Origin of the sequence: Methanobrevibacter sp. (assembly GCF_017409525.1) — an archaeon.
Lineage (GTDB): Archaea > Methanobacteriota > Methanobacteria > Methanobacteriales > Methanobacteriaceae > Methanocatella.
The window spans coordinates 86397-100983 of record NZ_JAFQSO010000008.1; the positions used below are offsets into that span (position 1 = coordinate 86397).

Annotated in this window: 16 protein-coding genes; 7 read left to right on the plus strand and 9 right to left on the minus strand. The window is 33.9% G+C overall.

Annotated features, from left to right (window positions below; translation table 11 throughout):
• Nucleotides 1–22: 22 nt before the first annotated feature.
• Nucleotides 23–1105 (minus strand): glutamine-hydrolyzing carbamoyl-phosphate synthase small subunit, encoded by a 1083-nt coding sequence (carA, locus tag IJE64_RS04040; protein WP_292782380.1) that lies wholly within the window; start codon nt 1103–1105, stop codon nt 23–25.
• A gap of 186 nt (nt 1106–1291) precedes the next feature.
• Here carA and IJE64_RS04045 point away from each other — a divergent pair, with 186 nt between their 5' ends.
• Nucleotides 1292–2812, plus strand: coding sequence for a DEAD/DEAH box helicase (locus IJE64_RS04045; RefSeq protein WP_292782382.1), 1521 nt, complete (start codon nt 1292–1294; stop codon nt 2810–2812).
• 17 nt (nt 2813–2829) lie between these two features.
• Here IJE64_RS04045 and nadC read toward each other — a convergent pair whose 3' ends face one another.
• The gene (nadC, locus tag IJE64_RS04050; RefSeq protein WP_292782386.1) at nt 2830–3654 is read right to left on the minus strand and encodes a carboxylating nicotinate-nucleotide diphosphorylase; all 825 of its coding nucleotides are present in this window, start codon (nt 3652–3654) and stop codon (nt 2830–2832) included.
• Between the two features lie 67 nt (nt 3655–3721).
• Between nadC and rnz the strand changes: the two genes are divergently transcribed.
• Genes rnz through nadA form a run of 3 tightly spaced genes read left to right on the plus strand, consistent with a single transcriptional unit; the run spans nt 3722 to nt 6295 of the window.
• Entirely contained in the window at nt 3722–4621 is a 900-nt protein-coding gene (rnz, locus tag IJE64_RS04055; protein WP_292782392.1) for a ribonuclease Z, read from the plus strand.
• A gap of 8 nt (nt 4622–4629) precedes the next feature.
• Nucleotides 4630–5385: a mechanosensitive ion channel family protein gene (locus IJE64_RS04060; protein WP_292782395.1), complete on the plus strand. Its 756-nt coding sequence runs from the start codon at nt 4630–4632 to the stop codon at nt 5383–5385.
• The gene (gene nadA / locus IJE64_RS04065) at nt 5378–6295 is read left to right on the plus strand and encodes a quinolinate synthase NadA (protein WP_292782397.1); all 918 of its coding nucleotides are present in this window, start codon (nt 5378–5380) and stop codon (nt 6293–6295) included. Before IJE64_RS04060 ends, nadA begins: the two co-directional genes overlap by 8 nt.
• A 27-nt stretch (nt 6296–6322) precedes the next feature.
• On the opposite strand, the gene IJE64_RS04070 is transcribed toward nadA, so the two are convergent.
• The 4 genes from IJE64_RS04070 to IJE64_RS04085 all read right to left on the minus strand — a co-directional run bounded on the left by IJE64_RS04070 (nt 6323) and on the right by IJE64_RS04085 (nt 9664).
• Nucleotides 6323–7270, minus strand: a complete 948-nt coding sequence (locus IJE64_RS04070; RefSeq protein ID WP_292782400.1) for an alpha/beta fold hydrolase — start codon at nt 7268–7270, stop codon at nt 6323–6325.
• 102 nt (nt 7271–7372) lie between these two features.
• A complete protein-coding gene (locus tag IJE64_RS04075; protein ID WP_292782403.1) occupies nt 7373–8362 on the minus strand; it encodes an alpha/beta fold hydrolase in 990 nt (329 codons plus the stop codon).
• Between the two features lie 86 nt (nt 8363–8448).
• A complete protein-coding gene (locus IJE64_RS04080) occupies nt 8449–8724 on the minus strand; it encodes a DUF5750 family protein (RefSeq protein ID WP_292782405.1) in 276 nt (91 codons plus the stop codon).
• Complete coding sequence (locus IJE64_RS04085) at nt 8714–9664, minus strand: alpha/beta fold hydrolase (RefSeq protein WP_292782408.1); 951 nt, start codon at nt 9662–9664, stop codon at nt 8714–8716. Before IJE64_RS04085 ends, IJE64_RS04080 begins: the two co-directional genes overlap by 11 nt.
• A 118-nt stretch (nt 9665–9782) precedes the next feature.
• On the opposite strand from IJE64_RS04085, the gene nucS reads away from it, so the two are divergent.
• Nucleotides 9783–10565 carry an endonuclease NucS gene (gene nucS, locus IJE64_RS04090; protein ID WP_292782484.1) on the plus strand — a complete coding sequence of 261 codons (783 nt, stop codon included), beginning with the start codon at nt 9783–9785 and terminating at the stop codon, nt 10563–10565.
• On the opposite strand, the gene IJE64_RS04095 is transcribed toward nucS, so the two are convergent.
• Nucleotides 10562–11041, minus strand: coding sequence for a hypothetical protein (locus tag IJE64_RS04095; RefSeq protein WP_292782411.1), 480 nt, complete (start codon nt 11039–11041; stop codon nt 10562–10564). The two genes, nucS and IJE64_RS04095, sit on opposite strands and share 4 nt — an antisense overlap.
• Before the next feature lie 91 nt (nt 11042–11132).
• Between IJE64_RS04095 and IJE64_RS04100 the strand changes: the two genes are divergently transcribed.
• Together IJE64_RS04100 and IJE64_RS04105 are read left to right on the plus strand one after the other, a co-directional pair.
• Nucleotides 11133–11843, plus strand: coding sequence for a PsbP-related protein (locus IJE64_RS04100; RefSeq protein WP_292782414.1), 711 nt, complete (start codon nt 11133–11135; stop codon nt 11841–11843).
• 43 nt (nt 11844–11886) lie between these two features.
• A complete protein-coding gene (locus IJE64_RS04105) occupies nt 11887–12714 on the plus strand; it encodes a carbon-nitrogen hydrolase family protein (RefSeq protein ID WP_292782416.1) in 828 nt (275 codons plus the stop codon).
• On the opposite strand, the gene IJE64_RS04110 is transcribed toward IJE64_RS04105, so the two are convergent.
• Complete coding sequence (locus IJE64_RS04110; protein ID WP_292782419.1) at nt 12715–13563, minus strand: HEAT repeat domain-containing protein; 849 nt, start codon at nt 13561–13563, stop codon at nt 12715–12717.
• A gap of 73 nt (nt 13564–13636) precedes the next feature.
• Nucleotides 13637–14407: an SDR family NAD(P)-dependent oxidoreductase gene (locus IJE64_RS04115; RefSeq protein WP_292782421.1), complete on the minus strand. Its 771-nt coding sequence runs from the start codon at nt 14405–14407 to the stop codon at nt 13637–13639.
• Nucleotides 14408–14587: the final 180 nt, after the last annotated feature.

Below are 14587 nucleotides of genomic sequence, written 5' to 3' on the forward strand. Positions count from 1 at the left end.
AAATAATCCTCATTAAATTTTTTTAATAATCATCCATCATTTGATTAAACTCATCAAAAATACTTCTTGTATCATTTGGACCAGGACCCGCTTCAGGGTGGTATTGTATACAATGCAGAGGCAATTCCTTGTGAGAAATACCTTCCGGAGTTCCATCATTTAAATTAATTTGAGTTAGTACTAAATCTGTTTCTTTTAATGATTCTTTATCGATAGTAAATCCGTGATTCTGTGAAGTGATAAATACCCTGCCAGTATTCAAGTCTTTAACAGGTTGGTTTTCTCCACGGTGCCCGAATTTCATTTTATATGACCTTGCACCAAAAGATTTAGCAATCAACTGCTGACCCATACAAATTCCAAAAATTGGCAATCTGTTGGATAATTTCTTCATGGTTTCAATAGTTTCAGATACCCTATCAGGATTTCCAGGACCTGAAGTTATCATCAAACCGCTTGGAGAGTAATCTAAAACAGTTTTATAATCAGTATCATAAGGGAATAAAATCACGCCTATGTCCCTTTCTAAAAATGAGTTAATAATATTCCTCTTAACGCCACAATCAATTAAAGCAACTTTTTTATCAGCATCTTCATTGAACATCTTAATCTCTTTTGTAGATACCAACGGCACAACATCCTTATCCTCAATACTAGGTTGTGAACGTGCCATTTCAAGCAATTTATCATCATCAATATCTTCAGTTGTTATAGCTGCCTTAAGTGAACCTCGCTCACGAATTTTAAGTGTTAAATCACGAGTGTCAATCCCACTGATTCCAGGAGTCTTAAACTCTTTTAGGAATTCATCTAATGTTTTTTGAGGCCCGAAATTTGAAACATCTCGACAGACCTCACGACAAACAAAACCTTCAACCTGGACTTTATCAGATTGATACCACTTCTCGCTTACCCCATGATTTCCCTCTAAAGGGTAAGTGGACATTAAAATTTCTCCTTTAAAAGACGGATCTGTTAATGATTCTGTATAACCACCCATTCCTGTAGAAAAAACGAGTTCTCCTAATTTAGTGGTTTCATAACCAAAGGATTCTCCTTTTAAAATAGTTCCATCTTCCAAAGCCAATTTAGCTATTTTTACCATTTAATCACCATCATAAAAAAATTATAACTCTCTATCTTTAATATATATCATTTTACTATATTATTAAATTTTGTTTTTTGTTGAAATCTTTCAGAAAAAATTGAAAAATAAAGAAAGTAAATGAATATAATTTAAGAAATAGGAAGGCGAAAATATATACTAACCAAGAAAAGAGAGAATTAAAATATGGGCAATAATCTTGAGAAATTGGCTAAAAAGCATCTGAAAAACCAAAATGACTATAAAAGATTTAAAAAGCTAATCCATGAGACAAAAATCTATAACCCTCCAAAATCATTAACTGGAGAGTTGAGGCCTTATCAAAAAATTGGCTACTCATGGCTGGTTCAAAATATTAGATTTAAATTCGGAAGCATATTGGCCGATGACATGGGGCTTGGAAAAACAATACAGGTTCTCAGTGCAATCCTTTATCTAAAAGAAACCGGCAGATTGGAAAATGAATCAACATTAATTATTGTCCCTCCAACGTTAATATCCAACTGGGAAAATGAGATTAAAAAATTCACACCAGATTTAACCTACTTCATTTATCATGGATCCAGCAGGACTTTTCCCCTTGAAGATTATGACATCATTTTAACTTCATATGGTGTCGTTAGACTTGATTTGGACATGTTCATGGATAGGGTTTGGATGCTGTGCGTGATTGATGAAGCCCAAAACATTAAAAATCCGAATACCGAACAGACAAAAGCCATTAAAAGCGTTGATGCGCGAACCAAAATAGCCTTGACCGGAACCCCGATTGAAAATAGGCTGATGGATTACTGGTCGATATTTGACTTCACAAACAATGGGTACCTATCCACAAAAGATGACTTTAAAAGACAATATGTTGTCCCTATAGAGAAATTGGAAGATGAAGAAACTTTAGAGAACTTGAAAACAATAGCTAAACCGTTTGTTTTAAGACGCCTGAAAACTGATGAGGACATCAAAAAAGAATTGCCTGATAAATTCGTCAATGACATCTATTGCAGCCTAACCAAAAAGCAAATCAGATTATACAATGCAATTTTAGAGGAAATATTTTTCGATATAGAAAACTCAAAGGGAATTCAGAGAAAAGGAATAATCCTTAAAATATTGACTGCCCTAAAGCAAACCTGCAACCATCCTGCACAGTTTCTAGACATCAAAAACCCAAAGATTAGCGAATCTGGAAAGATGGAACTTCTAGTAGACATTTTAGAAAACATATTAAGCGTCAATGAAAAGGTGATAATCTTTACCCAATATGTGGAAATGGGCAAAATTATTCAAAAGCTAATCTCTAAGAAATTCAAGCGGGACGTGCTGTTTTTACACGGTTCACAGACACTAACTGAAAAAACAAGAGTTATTGACACTTTCCAGGAAGATGAAGATTATAAGATTTTGGTTGCAACACTCAAGACTGGCGGAACAGGGCTGAATCTGACTGCCGCCCGAAATGTCATCCACTATGACTTATGGTGGAATCCTGCTGTTGAAAACCAAGCAACAGATAGGGTGCACAGGATTGGACAGGAAAAAGATGTTATGGTTTATAGATTCATAACAAAAGGAACTCTTGAAGAAGCAATCGATGCAATAAGCAAGCGAAAAGTAGATTTGGCCGAAAAGGCAATAAGCAATGACGAGACGTTCCTTACTGAAATGAGCAATGAAGAATTGAAAGATGTATTGTCCTTAAGACTCTGAAAGATGATTTCAACAATCTATTCTATTTTTAGACTAAAGTTCAGACTTCTTGATGAATGTGTTAATGCGCCGATTGAAATAATGTCCACACCCAAATTGGCATAATCAAGAATGGTTTCTTCAGTAATACCGCCAGACACTTCAATCAATGAATTTTGACGAATATTTAATTCTTCAAGCTCATAGATGACATCCCTAACTTCATCGGGAGACATGTTGTCAAGCATTACGATATCCGCTCCATTTTCTACACATTGGATTGCATCCTCTAAAGTTTCCACTTCAATTTCTATTTTTTTAGAAAAACTTGCATTATCCTTTGCCTTTAAAAGAGCTTCCAGAGGTGTCCCGCAAGCGGCAATATGATTATCCTTAATCAATACCATATCATCCAAGCCGAATCTATGAGTGTCTGCACCCCCAACTTTTAGCGCATGCTTATCAAACTTTCCAATTGCAGGAGAGGTCTTGCGTGTTCCCGCAACTCTCACATCATAATCTTCAACTAAATTAACATAATAATCGGCAGCGCTGGCTACGCCGCTCATTCTCATCATCAAATTCAAGGCAGTCCTTTCAATAAGCAGAATTGTCCTTGCATCCCCTTTAATGGACAATAGAATATCCCCAGCAGAGATTCTGCTTCCTTCAGATATCCAAAATCTAACCTTAACACCATACTCTTCAAATAAATCACGAATAATATCGATACCGGATAGGATACCTTCATCTTTTGAAACAATATATGCGCTTACTTCCTTGCCTTTTTCAACCACGGCATCGGAAGTTACATCTCCAAAACCTTCATCTTCAGCCAACATATATTCAATAATCTTATCCAAAAAATCACCTAAAATTTAATAATTAATTAAAATATATATCTATTTTATAATATAAAATAGTGATTATATGGAAATAATATTTTTAGGAACATCATCTGCAGTTCACTCAAAAGAGAGAAATCATCCTTCAATTGCACTTAAGGCATTTGGCGAAGTGATGCTTTTTGATTGTGGGGAAGGAACTCAAAAACAGATGTTATTTACTAAAGTAAGCCCTATGAAGATATCTAAAATATTTATCACCCATTTTCATGGAGATCATATTTTAGGACTTCCAGGATTATTGCAGTCATTAGGATTAAATGGGCGAGAAGAAAAACTAACAATTTACGGCCCTAAAGGATTGGAAAAAATTAAAGAAGCTATTTACAGCCTAGGCTATTGTAAAATTGAGTTTCCAATTGATTTCATCGAAATAGATTCCGGAATTGTAGAAGAGAACGATGAATATGTTATAAGAGCACAATTGGTAAGACATAATGTTCCTAATTTAGCCTATTCTATTGAAGAGAAGAAAAAACCAAGATTTTTACGCCAAAAAGCTATTGAACTTGGAGTTCCGGTTGGTCCTGCATTCGGAAAACTTCATAATGGAGAGGAAGTTGAAGTTGATGGCAAAATTATTAAACCAGAACAGGTATTGGGCGAACCTAGAAAAGGGATAAAAATCACATATTCAGGAGATTCAAGACCTTGTGAAGAGATGATTGAATTTGCAAAAGACAGTGCTGTGTTAATCCATGAATCCACATTTACAACTGAAGAGACATCAAATGCAGAGGAACATGCTCACTCGACATCCGCTGATGCGGCATATATCGCCAAACAATCAAATAGCAAAATGTTGATATTAACCCATATAAGCACAAGATATGGTGAAAATTATTCCAAAATAATTTTAAAGGAAGCTAAAGAGATTTTTGAGAATACAAAATTAGCCCATGATTTATGGAGCTTTGAAGTTTAGATGATAACATGTATATTCAAACGCCAATGGATGCTACAACAACGTTCATTTATATATTGATTGTAATTATAGCCACTACAATCATAATAAGAACAATAGCTTTTCTTATGAATAAAATGAAAAGATTCAATAAAAATATGACCGCAGTATATCTTATAAGCGACATAATTACTTATGCCATTTATTTTATAGCATTGATGATCATTTTACAATTGTTTGGAATCAATCTTGCAGGAACTCTATTGAGTTTGGGTATTGTCGGTATTGCCGTGAGTTTTGCAGCCAAAGACATTATTTCAAATTTGTTTTCAGGAATAATTCTGATTCTTGGAAAAAGCATCAAGGTTGGCGATACCATTGAAGTTAATGGTAAAAAAGGGTATGTGGAGCGCATTACACTTAGATCAACAATCATGGTTGATGATTTAGGAGTTAAAAACCATGTCCCCAACTCAACATTGACTAACGATTATTACCTCCAATTCAAACCCCCTGAAAAATATAGGGTGGACATTATTGTAGGATTGCCTTTAAATGTAGACATCGAGAGATTTAGTGAAAAAATTATTCAAAAAATAAGCAATTATAATGGTTTAGCTAAAAACCCTAAGCCACAAGTCTTTTCAAAAGAAATCAAATTTGAAGAAAGCCGAGTGAAAGTGTCTTTTTGGGTAAAAGATTTAAAGGATAAAGACAAATATAAATTAAAAATCAGTAACGATATTAGAAAATGCATGAAAAACGTGGGTGAGAATGATGAGTAGTTCAATCCAAGAAGAAATTTTAAAGTTAAAAGAAGAAAAAAATGCAATAATACTTGCGCACAATTATCAACCTAAAGAAATTCAAGAAATTGCTGATTTTCTTGGAGATTCCTTAGAATTATGTATCAAAGCCTCTGAAATTGAAGATAAAGATTTAGTTATCTTTTGCGGTGTTGATTTCATGGCAGAAACTGCTTTTATTCTAAATCCTGATAAAAAAATTGTAATACCAACATTAGAAGCGGAATGCCCTATGGCACACATGTTGCCAGAAGAAGAATTATTAAAAGCTAAAGAAGAACATCCTGATGCCGGAGTGATTCTTTATGTAAATAGTATTGCAGAATCAAAACAACATGCAGACACATTATGTACTTCATCCAATGCCGTGAAAGTTACTGAAAGTTTGCCTCATGATAAAATATTATTCGGACCTGACAAAAACTTGGGAACCCATGTGGCTGCAAAACTTGATAAAGAAATCATTCCAGTTCCAAAAGACGGCCACTGTTATGTTCACAGGCTGTTCCACATTGAAGACGTTGAACTTAAACGGGAACAGTATCCGAATGCTGAAATCATTTGCCATCCTGAATGTGACATCAAAGTTCAAAATGCATGTGACAAAGTGATGTCAACTGGCGGAATGCTGAGATATATTACTGAAAGCGACAAAGAAGAATTTGTCATTGGAACCGAAATCGATATGATTACTCGAATCAATTCAGAAGCTCCTGGAAAAAAATTATATCCTCTGCTTGAGGGCGCTATTTGTGAAACAATGAAACTTCATACACTTGAAAAGGTTAGAGATTCTCTATTGAATGAAGAACCGCAAGTAACCCTTCCAAAAGATGTTGCAGACAAATCAAGAAAAGCAGTTGAACATATGCTTAATGCATCAAAATAGCTAGTTAAACTAGCTATAAACTTTTTTTTATTCACTGAATTGTTTTAAAAATGAGATTATTTCGAATCCCATTTCGGAATAGTCTTCATCCTCATAATACTTCTCGCTTTTAGAATCGAAAATTAAAACCTTTGAATCTTCTATCAAATCCCCTAAAGGAGCGCAGTCCTTTTTGGGGTTGAAAAATAAATACCCTTCAAGACCCAAAATTAATGATTTTGCATTAATATTATGCAGCTTATCTTCAACATCATAATTTAACATGCAATCATTTCTGAATTTGAAATCATGAATGTCCATGAATAAACCATCTTCAACATAACCCTCCATTAATGCATCTATTTCATCATTCGATGCATTTTCTAAAATAGATTCAGGAAAATATCCTGCAAATAACAATCTGAAAATAGGAATGGACAGCATGGAAAATGAAGAGCTATACTCATCCGAATAAAAATCATCAGATGCCTCTATTATGCTTTCAGCACATTTTACAAAAATATAACGATAGGAATATGTTTTAAAAGAAGAATTTACAACAATTATGAAATCCATATCATCAGGATATTCGCAAGCCCATGTAAATACTTCAAATCCACCAAATCCTTCTCCAATCAATCCCTGAATATTTTTAATATTAAATTTTTCGGCTAAAAATTGCCTTTTAAAATTTACGCGATCTTTAAAGGTATACTGTGGAAAATTATATTTCAAACCGGTAGACGATGGAGAGCAAGACCCAGGCACTCCTAACGAAAAAATCCTGATAAAGAAATAGTCATTTCTATCAAAATCATGGTTTTTGATTAAATTGTGATATTGGGCTAAAATAGAACGGCCACCAAAGATATTAGGGCAATAGACAATTGCATTCACGATATTTCCATCTTCATCATATTTTGGGATTCCGCTGGTGCCGTATTCAACATTAACATCTTCGAGAACCCTGCCGGATTCAAATTCAAAGGAATCCATAACATAATTGCCGTTTTCAATATTGAATTTCTGATAAATAATATCACAACCGAACAAAATGCATTATAGAAATTAACACGAAACTGATTTTACAGCGCATTATTATTTAAAATCTTTCATAAATTCATAAAAATCATCCATTAAAAATGAATAATCTTCATAACCACTGTGATCCTTTTTTGACTCGAACAAGATGACTTTTGAATCTTCAATCAAATCCTCCAAAGGAAGCACATCATATTTTGGAGAGTAATACAAATCATCAGCTGAAGAAAGAATTAATGTCTTTGCTTTTATGTTCTTTAGCTTATCTTCCACATCATAATCTTGGATGCAATCATTTCTAAATTTAAAATCATAGATGTCTGTAAATAAACCTTCATCCACAAAATCATCCATCAAAACATCAATCTCATCATTAGACATTTCCTGAAAAATTTGTTTTGAAACATGGTTTGAATATAGCAGCCTATAAATTGAAACCATCACGCGAGATAATGTTTCACTATAAATTTCATCATAAAAAGCATCATTAGACTCAATAATGCTGGCTACAGCTTTTGAAATAACATAACGGAAACCGCTGGTTTTAAAAGAGCTGTTGCATATTATCAAAAAATCCATCTCATCGGGGTATTCGCAAGCCCAAGTGAAAATTTCATATCCTCCCAAGCCTCGACCGGCGATTCCATGAACCCTATCCATGTTGAATTTATCTTTTAAGAATTGCCTTTTAAAATTAACCCTATCTTTAATAGTGTATTCTGGAAAAGAATGTTTTAGCCCTGTTGTTGATGGGCTGCAAGAATCCGGAAAACCTAAAGTAGTAATTGAAATGAAACAGTACTCCTTTTGGTCAAACGGTTCCCCTTTGCCAGCAATCTGGTATTCATCTAAAAAGGAGGAATAGTTCCCATTGAATTTATGGCAATAGATAATTGCATTTATAATTCTGCCTTCATCGTCATATTTTGGAGTACCATAAATAGAATACTCCACTTCAACGTTTTCAAGGACTTTACCACTTTCAAAAGCAAATTCATCTAAAATATGTTTGCCATATCCTAAAATGGAGTCATTTCCACTTAACATAATTTTACCTCGTAATTATGATTATCTAAACCAAAACATATAAAATTACCTAAATTGTAAAAAATAGTATACATTACTTTAAAAAATCACATGTCCTCTAAAAAACTAGACAAGAACAGATTCATTTCAATTTCTTCACGAGCAATGAAATCATCCAACCTGAATTGTGCAGTATCACTCTGGAAAGGATATAATTCATCATCAAAACACATTTTCAATCTGAAAACATCCCCCTCGATGTTTGTCTCTTCATCCAGATTATCATTCAAATAAGTCATTTGACTTAAAGACAATCCCGATGCCTCATATTCAATGTAATTTCTATCGCCACTGTTTCCATAATCAATTATCTTAACAATCATCGAAATCACTTAAGAAATCTTTTAATTCATAAGAAATGTTTTCAAGTTCATTAAAGCACAAATGCCCCAATTCAGAATCCATAACTATCAATTCAGAATCCTTAATCATTTTAGACATTGGAATAGCATCCAGTTCTGGAGGAAAGTGAGGATCTTGTTTGCATGCAATGATTAAAACCTTGGAGTTGATTTTATCCAAATCAGCCTCGACATCATAGTTCATGCTCGCCTCATTGCAATATTTCAAATCATAGATGTCTGTTTCTATCATTTCATTTCCAAACTCTTCAAAGTCCATGGCCAATTCATCATTGGATTTTGCCCGCAAAGCTTCTTTTGAAAGGCCAAAATTAAATTCAGCAAGACAAGCCATCCTTAAAGTTCTGATTAAAGAATAAGTAGCCTCACCTTTAGCATAATCCGGATCAGATGTAATAATCTCATCAACAAATTTTGACAAAATGTAATCATGGCCTGCAACTTTAAAACTGCTAACTCCACAAATGATAAAATCTTGAAAATCAGGATACTCAATGGCCTGAGTTAATCCAACAAAACCACCCATGGAGTTGCCAATCAACCCTAAAACATGGAGGATATTGAATTTTTCTTTAAGAAACTGCTTTTGGAAATTAACGACATCCAAAATAGAATATTTGGGGAATTTATTCTTTAAACCGGTTGATGAAGGAGAACAAGACCCTGATGATCCCAGTGCAGTCATGCTTATAAAAAAGTATTTATCCTTATCGAAAGGACAATCTTCAAAAGTCAAAGGCAATATCTTGTTTATTCCTGAAAAAGAACCTAAAGAACCATGACAATAAACAATCGCATTATCGATTAATCCATTTTCATCATATTTAGGAGTTCCATAAGTCATATATTCAACTTTAACATCATCTAAGATATTCCCATTTTGAAATTCAAATGACTCCATTATAAAATGCTCTTTTCTGTTTTCAAAAAACTCCTCATCAAAAATATAAATTCCTCCTAAAGCTAGTTAATTATCTAAAAAACAAAATATTTAAATTAAACTAGACAATGTTATTGTGATGAAATATAAAATTTTAGAAAAACCAAGTTGTGAAGATGCATATGATTTAGTTCACGAGGCCTTAAGAAAAAGAGCGACAATACTGATTTTTGCTTGCTGTAAAGTTAATTATGAAGGCCGTGCATTAAGTGAACTTAACTGGGGAGAACGTATAATTATGATAAAACCCGATGGAGCTTTTTTAATCCATCAAGAAAAGAAAGTCGAACCGGTAAACTGGCAACCGCCAAAATCCAAGACAAGAACCTACATCAAAAATGAAAATCTCTTTTTAGAAAGCCATAGAAGAACACCAAAAGAGCTATTGACAGTTGAAATAAGACAAATCCAATTTATCAATTATGCCAACATCGAAGATTTTGAAGAACTTGAACAGGCGGGATACGAAAAGGATATGGGGGACATGATAATGGACAAGCCTCATATGATTGAAGAAGGTTTCACACCAACTGCAAGAGAATACAGTGTAGAACATGGCTTTATTGACATATTAGGTAAAGATAACGACAACAACCTGATGATATTGGAACTTAAAGCACGTAAAGCAGGAGTTAGTGCAGTTAAACAACTTAAGCGATACCTTCAAGATTTTGAAAACACAGATGACGATTATCTAAAAGAGTGCAAAGCTCAAAAGAAAAGAATCAGAGGACTTCTTGTTGCCCCATCAATAATGGACGACGCACAGGAAATGATTGAAGAGGAAGGAATTGAGTTTGTATCCATCGAACCCCCTCGTGAGTTAAAAAGAGATAAAAAAGTTACATTAGATGCATTCTAATTCAATGCATCCTCAATTTTTTTAAGTTCCATGGCATGGAATTTTTCAGTGAATTCATTTGCAGGAGTTGCAGTTGTTACATGGCACTCCTTTTGCAACTTATATATTAGATATTCATCATTATCAAGAGAAATGGAATCATCCTCATCCAACAGCTCCAAGTCATCCAATTCGGAGTTTATATTCTCATATTCTTCTTTTTCAAGTGCAATGATATCATCAATTTCCATTTCTAGAATTTTAGGATTTAATTGTGTTGCAATAGCCACGAATCCATTTACTGTTTTATCTGAAAGAGCGAATTCTGATTTTCTAATTTCATCCATGGATAATTTAATATGGTGCACAGTGTTTTTTGTTACAGGAATTTCACTAGACAAACCAATCTGATTTATTTCATAGTCGTGTTTCCAGTCCCCAATTTTATAAATTGCATAATTTATATCATCAACATTAATCATTTCATCACTAACCATGATATCACGTAATATAAATATATTTTTATAAAATAAAAACATTATTATAAATATACATATTATAAATGTAAATTTCAATGGAGGTTAAGCTGTGAAAAAATGTCCTGAATGTGGGAATCCTAGTTACGATGGAGCTCCTGTTTGCGGAAACTGTGGATATAAATTCCCAAAACCAAAAATGAAAGTCCATAGGGAAGAAAGTATCTTCGAAGGAAAACAAAAAGAAAAACCAAAAGAGAAAAAAACTTCCAATGACGATAGCGTAATAGAAATTATTAAACAAAAAAAACTGATTATTGGAACAATTTTACTTATAACTTTTATTGTGATTTGTGGAATTATCATCACTGCACCAAATAACAATACCGGTTCTACAATCCAGACTGGTGATTTGATGGAATATGATGCTGGTGATTTTGCATTCAAATATCCTAAAAGTTGGGAACCTGTAAATTTAACCGATCCAGACCATGATACAGCCATATTCTTCAAAAATGAAAACAATACCATTATTGAACATTATAATATAAGCAGCAGCGCCAGTTCTCTTAAAGAAATAAATCAAGATAGAATTGCTCACGCTTTAGCTAGTGGAGATGCCGTCGAGCTTTTAGAAACAATAACATTAGATGGCAGAAATGCATCAAACATCATTCTAGAAAATGCTGACGGAAACTACACAAGATATGTTTCAATGTTCACTGATGGCAAGCTATATGTTTTCAAGGTTACTGGAGACTCTATTAATGCAATTACATCAGACAGCATTAATGATGTGATAAATACCGCAGATATTAAATAAGTATGATTCATTTCATACTTCCTATTTTTATTTTAGTGTTAATATGACTACAATTAAACTTGCTCTTTGTCAAATGGATGTTATCGACAACAAAGAGGAAAATTTAAAAAAAGCTAGCTCAATGATAGCTCAAAGTGTAGAGGAAAATGCTGATTTTATTATTCTACCTGAAATGTTTAACTGTCCCTATTCTAATGACAAATTTATAGAATATCAGGAAGAGGAAAAAGACAGCCCCACATTAAATCGAATCTCATCACTAGCTAGAAAAAACAATGTTTACATCCTAGCAGGATCAATTCCTGAAAAAGAAAACGATAATCTGTTTAACACTTCATATCTTTTTGACAGAAAGGGCGAAATAATAGCCAAACACAGGAAAATGCATCTTTTCGATATTGATGTTAAAGATAGAATAACATTCAAGGAATCGGATGTGTTGACTGCAGGAGATGATTTTACAATAGCCGACACTGAATTTGGAAAAATCGGCATTGGAATTTGCTATGATATCCGTTTTCCAGAATTGGCAAGAATAATGGTGGAAAACAATGCTTTGGCATTATTCTACCCTGGAGCATTTAACATGACAACCGGCCCCGCTCATTGGGAGCTATTGTTTAGGGCTCGGGCATTGGACAACCAAGTATTCTGCATTGGTGTTGCACCTGCATTAAATGAAGACGCCAGCTATCATAGCTACGGCCATTCAATTATCACAAATCCCTGGGGCGAAGTGCTTGCCCAAGCTGGGCTAAAAGAAGAAATAATTATCTCTGAAATTGATCTTGATGAAATAAAAAAAATAAGAGAAGAGCTTCCTCTTTTAAAAAATAAAAGAGAAGACCTCTATGAAGTTGCTAAAAAATAACTATTTTAATTTAGCCAACCTTTTTTCGAAGTAAGCTAGTTTTTTATCATTGCCTTTAAAGACTTCGATTGCAGTTTCTATGACTCTAACCTCATTGTCATAGTCATTGGCTTTTCTGTAAAGAACGCATAATCTTTTATATGGAGCATCTTTAGTTTGTTTTGCTTCAACATATCGTTCATATTCTTTTATGGCTTTTTGAGGATTGGTCTTTTCCATTTCTTTAATTGTGCTCATAGGAATGACTTTTACAATAGATTCCCCTGAAGCCTTAGCTTTCTGTCTTTTTTGGGCCTTTTTGATTGCCTTATTGCAAGATTTTTTAAAGTCCTTATCATCTTCACTTTTTCTTGCTTCTTTAATTAGGCCTATTGCCTCATCAGTTGCAAGATCGCCCAATGCCTGAATTGCGGCTAATTTCACACCCCAATCCTCATCTTCAAGACATTTAGCAATGGTTTCTAATTCCTCATTGGCCTGAAGTTCGCCAAGGGAACGTACAGCAACCTTTCTAACACCAAAATCCTCATCGTCTGTTGCTTCAACAAAATATGGAATGACTCTTTTGTCTTCGGTTTCTTTAAGTGCAAATGCTAAAAACCTTTTATCTTTACCTTCAGCATTTTCAAACTCTTCAATCAATTTATCGACAGCCACATCACCCATGCTTCCTAAAATTTCCGCTGCCTTGAATCTGACTTGTGCATTCTCATCAGTGGTGGCTTTTATTAAAGGTTCGATAGCTGTTTCATCAGTAATTCCAACCAATGATTCGATAGCTTCCTTTCTAACTTTAACGTCATCACTTGATAAATTGTTAATAGCATCCTGAAAATTTAAATTTGACATAGTAATAGTTAGATTTAAAGTGATATATAAAATTTTAAAAAAAAAGTAAAAAAATAAGAGAATAATCTCTTATTTAAATTGCAGTCCATCCGCCGTCAATACAGATTAATTGACCGGTACAGAAACTTGATGCGTCAGATGCAAGGTATATTGCAATACCATCCAATTCACCAGGTTGGCCTAAACGGCCGGCAGGACAATATGCTGCAATAAGATCCATGAATCCATCCATTTCAATTGAATCCACGGTTAATTCTGTTTCAAATACAGCAGGGCCGATTGCATTTACGGTAATGTTGTATTTAGCCCATTCAACAGCCAAGTTTTTAGTTAAGTTCATTACTCCACCTTTAGCTGAGGAATATGCACTAATACCTCCTCCAGGGAATATTACTCTTGAGTGGATTGAACCAATGTTAATGATTTTACCGTATTCCTGTTCAATCATGATTTCTCCGACAGCTTTACACATGTAGTATACACCGCTCAAGTCAATGTGAATGTGCCTTTCCCATTCTTCATTGCTTTGGTCGGTAACCATTTTGTTGTTTCCCATACCTGCTGCGTTAACCAAAATATCGATTCTGCCATATGCGTCCATGACTTTTGCAACTGCTGCAGTGATACTGTCGTAGTCACCAACATCACAAACTGCATACATTACTTCAGTTCCGAATTCTTTTTCAATATCAGCAACGTTTTCTTGGAGTCTTTCTTCTCTTCTTGCAAATAATGCTAATTTTGCACCTTGGCTTGCATATGCTTGAGCAATTTGCCAACCGAGTCCAGAAGAAGCACCAGTGATTACTGCTACTTTATCTTTTATATCAAAATAGTTTTTCATGTTATTATACCACCTAAGGCATAAAGCCTATGATTAAATATATGAAGAAGTATACTATTTAACTATTATTATATGATTTTCTAACGAATATCCAAAAATTTTAAAAATATTAAAATATAATCCAAAAATTGAACTAAAATGCTTAAAAAACTTATAGAAACTTTTCAAACTGTACAATAA

What these genes read in the sequence shown, in the direction of transcription:
- carA (WP_292782380.1), bottom strand. Translation starts at nt 1,105, where the DNA reads ATGGTAAAAATAGCTAAATTGGCTTTGGAAGATGGAACTATTTTAAAA.
- IJE64_RS04045 (WP_292782382.1), top strand. Translation starts at nt 1,292, where the DNA reads ATGGGCAATAATCTTGAGAAATTGGCTAAAAAGCATCTGAAAAACCAA.
- rnz (WP_292782392.1), top strand. Translation starts at nt 3,722, where the DNA reads ATGGAAATAATATTTTTAGGAACATCATCTGCAGTTCACTCAAAAGAG.
- IJE64_RS04060 (WP_292782395.1), top strand. Translation starts at nt 4,630, where the DNA reads ATGTATATTCAAACGCCAATGGATGCTACAACAACGTTCATTTATATA.
- nadA (WP_292782397.1), top strand. Translation starts at nt 5,378, where the DNA reads ATGAGTAGTTCAATCCAAGAAGAAATTTTAAAGTTAAAAGAAGAAAAA.
- IJE64_RS04070 (WP_292782400.1), bottom strand. Translation starts at nt 7,270, where the DNA reads ATGGATTCCTTTGAATTTGAATCCGGCAGGGTTCTCGAAGATGTTAAT.
- IJE64_RS04075 (WP_292782403.1), bottom strand. Translation starts at nt 8,362, where the DNA reads ATGTTAAGTGGAAATGACTCCATTTTAGGATATGGCAAACATATTTTA.
- IJE64_RS04080 (WP_292782405.1), bottom strand. Translation starts at nt 8,724, where the DNA reads ATGATTGTTAAGATAATTGATTATGGAAACAGTGGCGATAGAAATTAC.
- IJE64_RS04085 (WP_292782408.1), bottom strand. Translation starts at nt 9,664, where the DNA reads ATGGAGTCATTTGAATTTCAAAATGGGAATATCTTAGATGATGTTAAA.
- nucS (WP_292782484.1), top strand. Translation starts at nt 9,783, where the DNA reads ATGAAATATAAAATTTTAGAAAAACCAAGTTGTGAAGATGCATATGAT.
- IJE64_RS04095 (WP_292782411.1), bottom strand. Translation starts at nt 11,041, where the DNA reads ATGGTTAGTGATGAAATGATTAATGTTGATGATATAAATTATGCAATT.
- IJE64_RS04105 (WP_292782416.1), top strand. Translation starts at nt 11,887, where the DNA reads ATGACTACAATTAAACTTGCTCTTTGTCAAATGGATGTTATCGACAAC.
- IJE64_RS04110 (WP_292782419.1), bottom strand. Translation starts at nt 13,563, where the DNA reads ATGTCAAATTTAAATTTTCAGGATGCTATTAACAATTTATCAAGTGAT.
- IJE64_RS04115 (WP_292782421.1), bottom strand. Translation starts at nt 14,407, where the DNA reads ATGAAAAACTATTTTGATATAAAAGATAAAGTAGCAGTAATCACTGGT.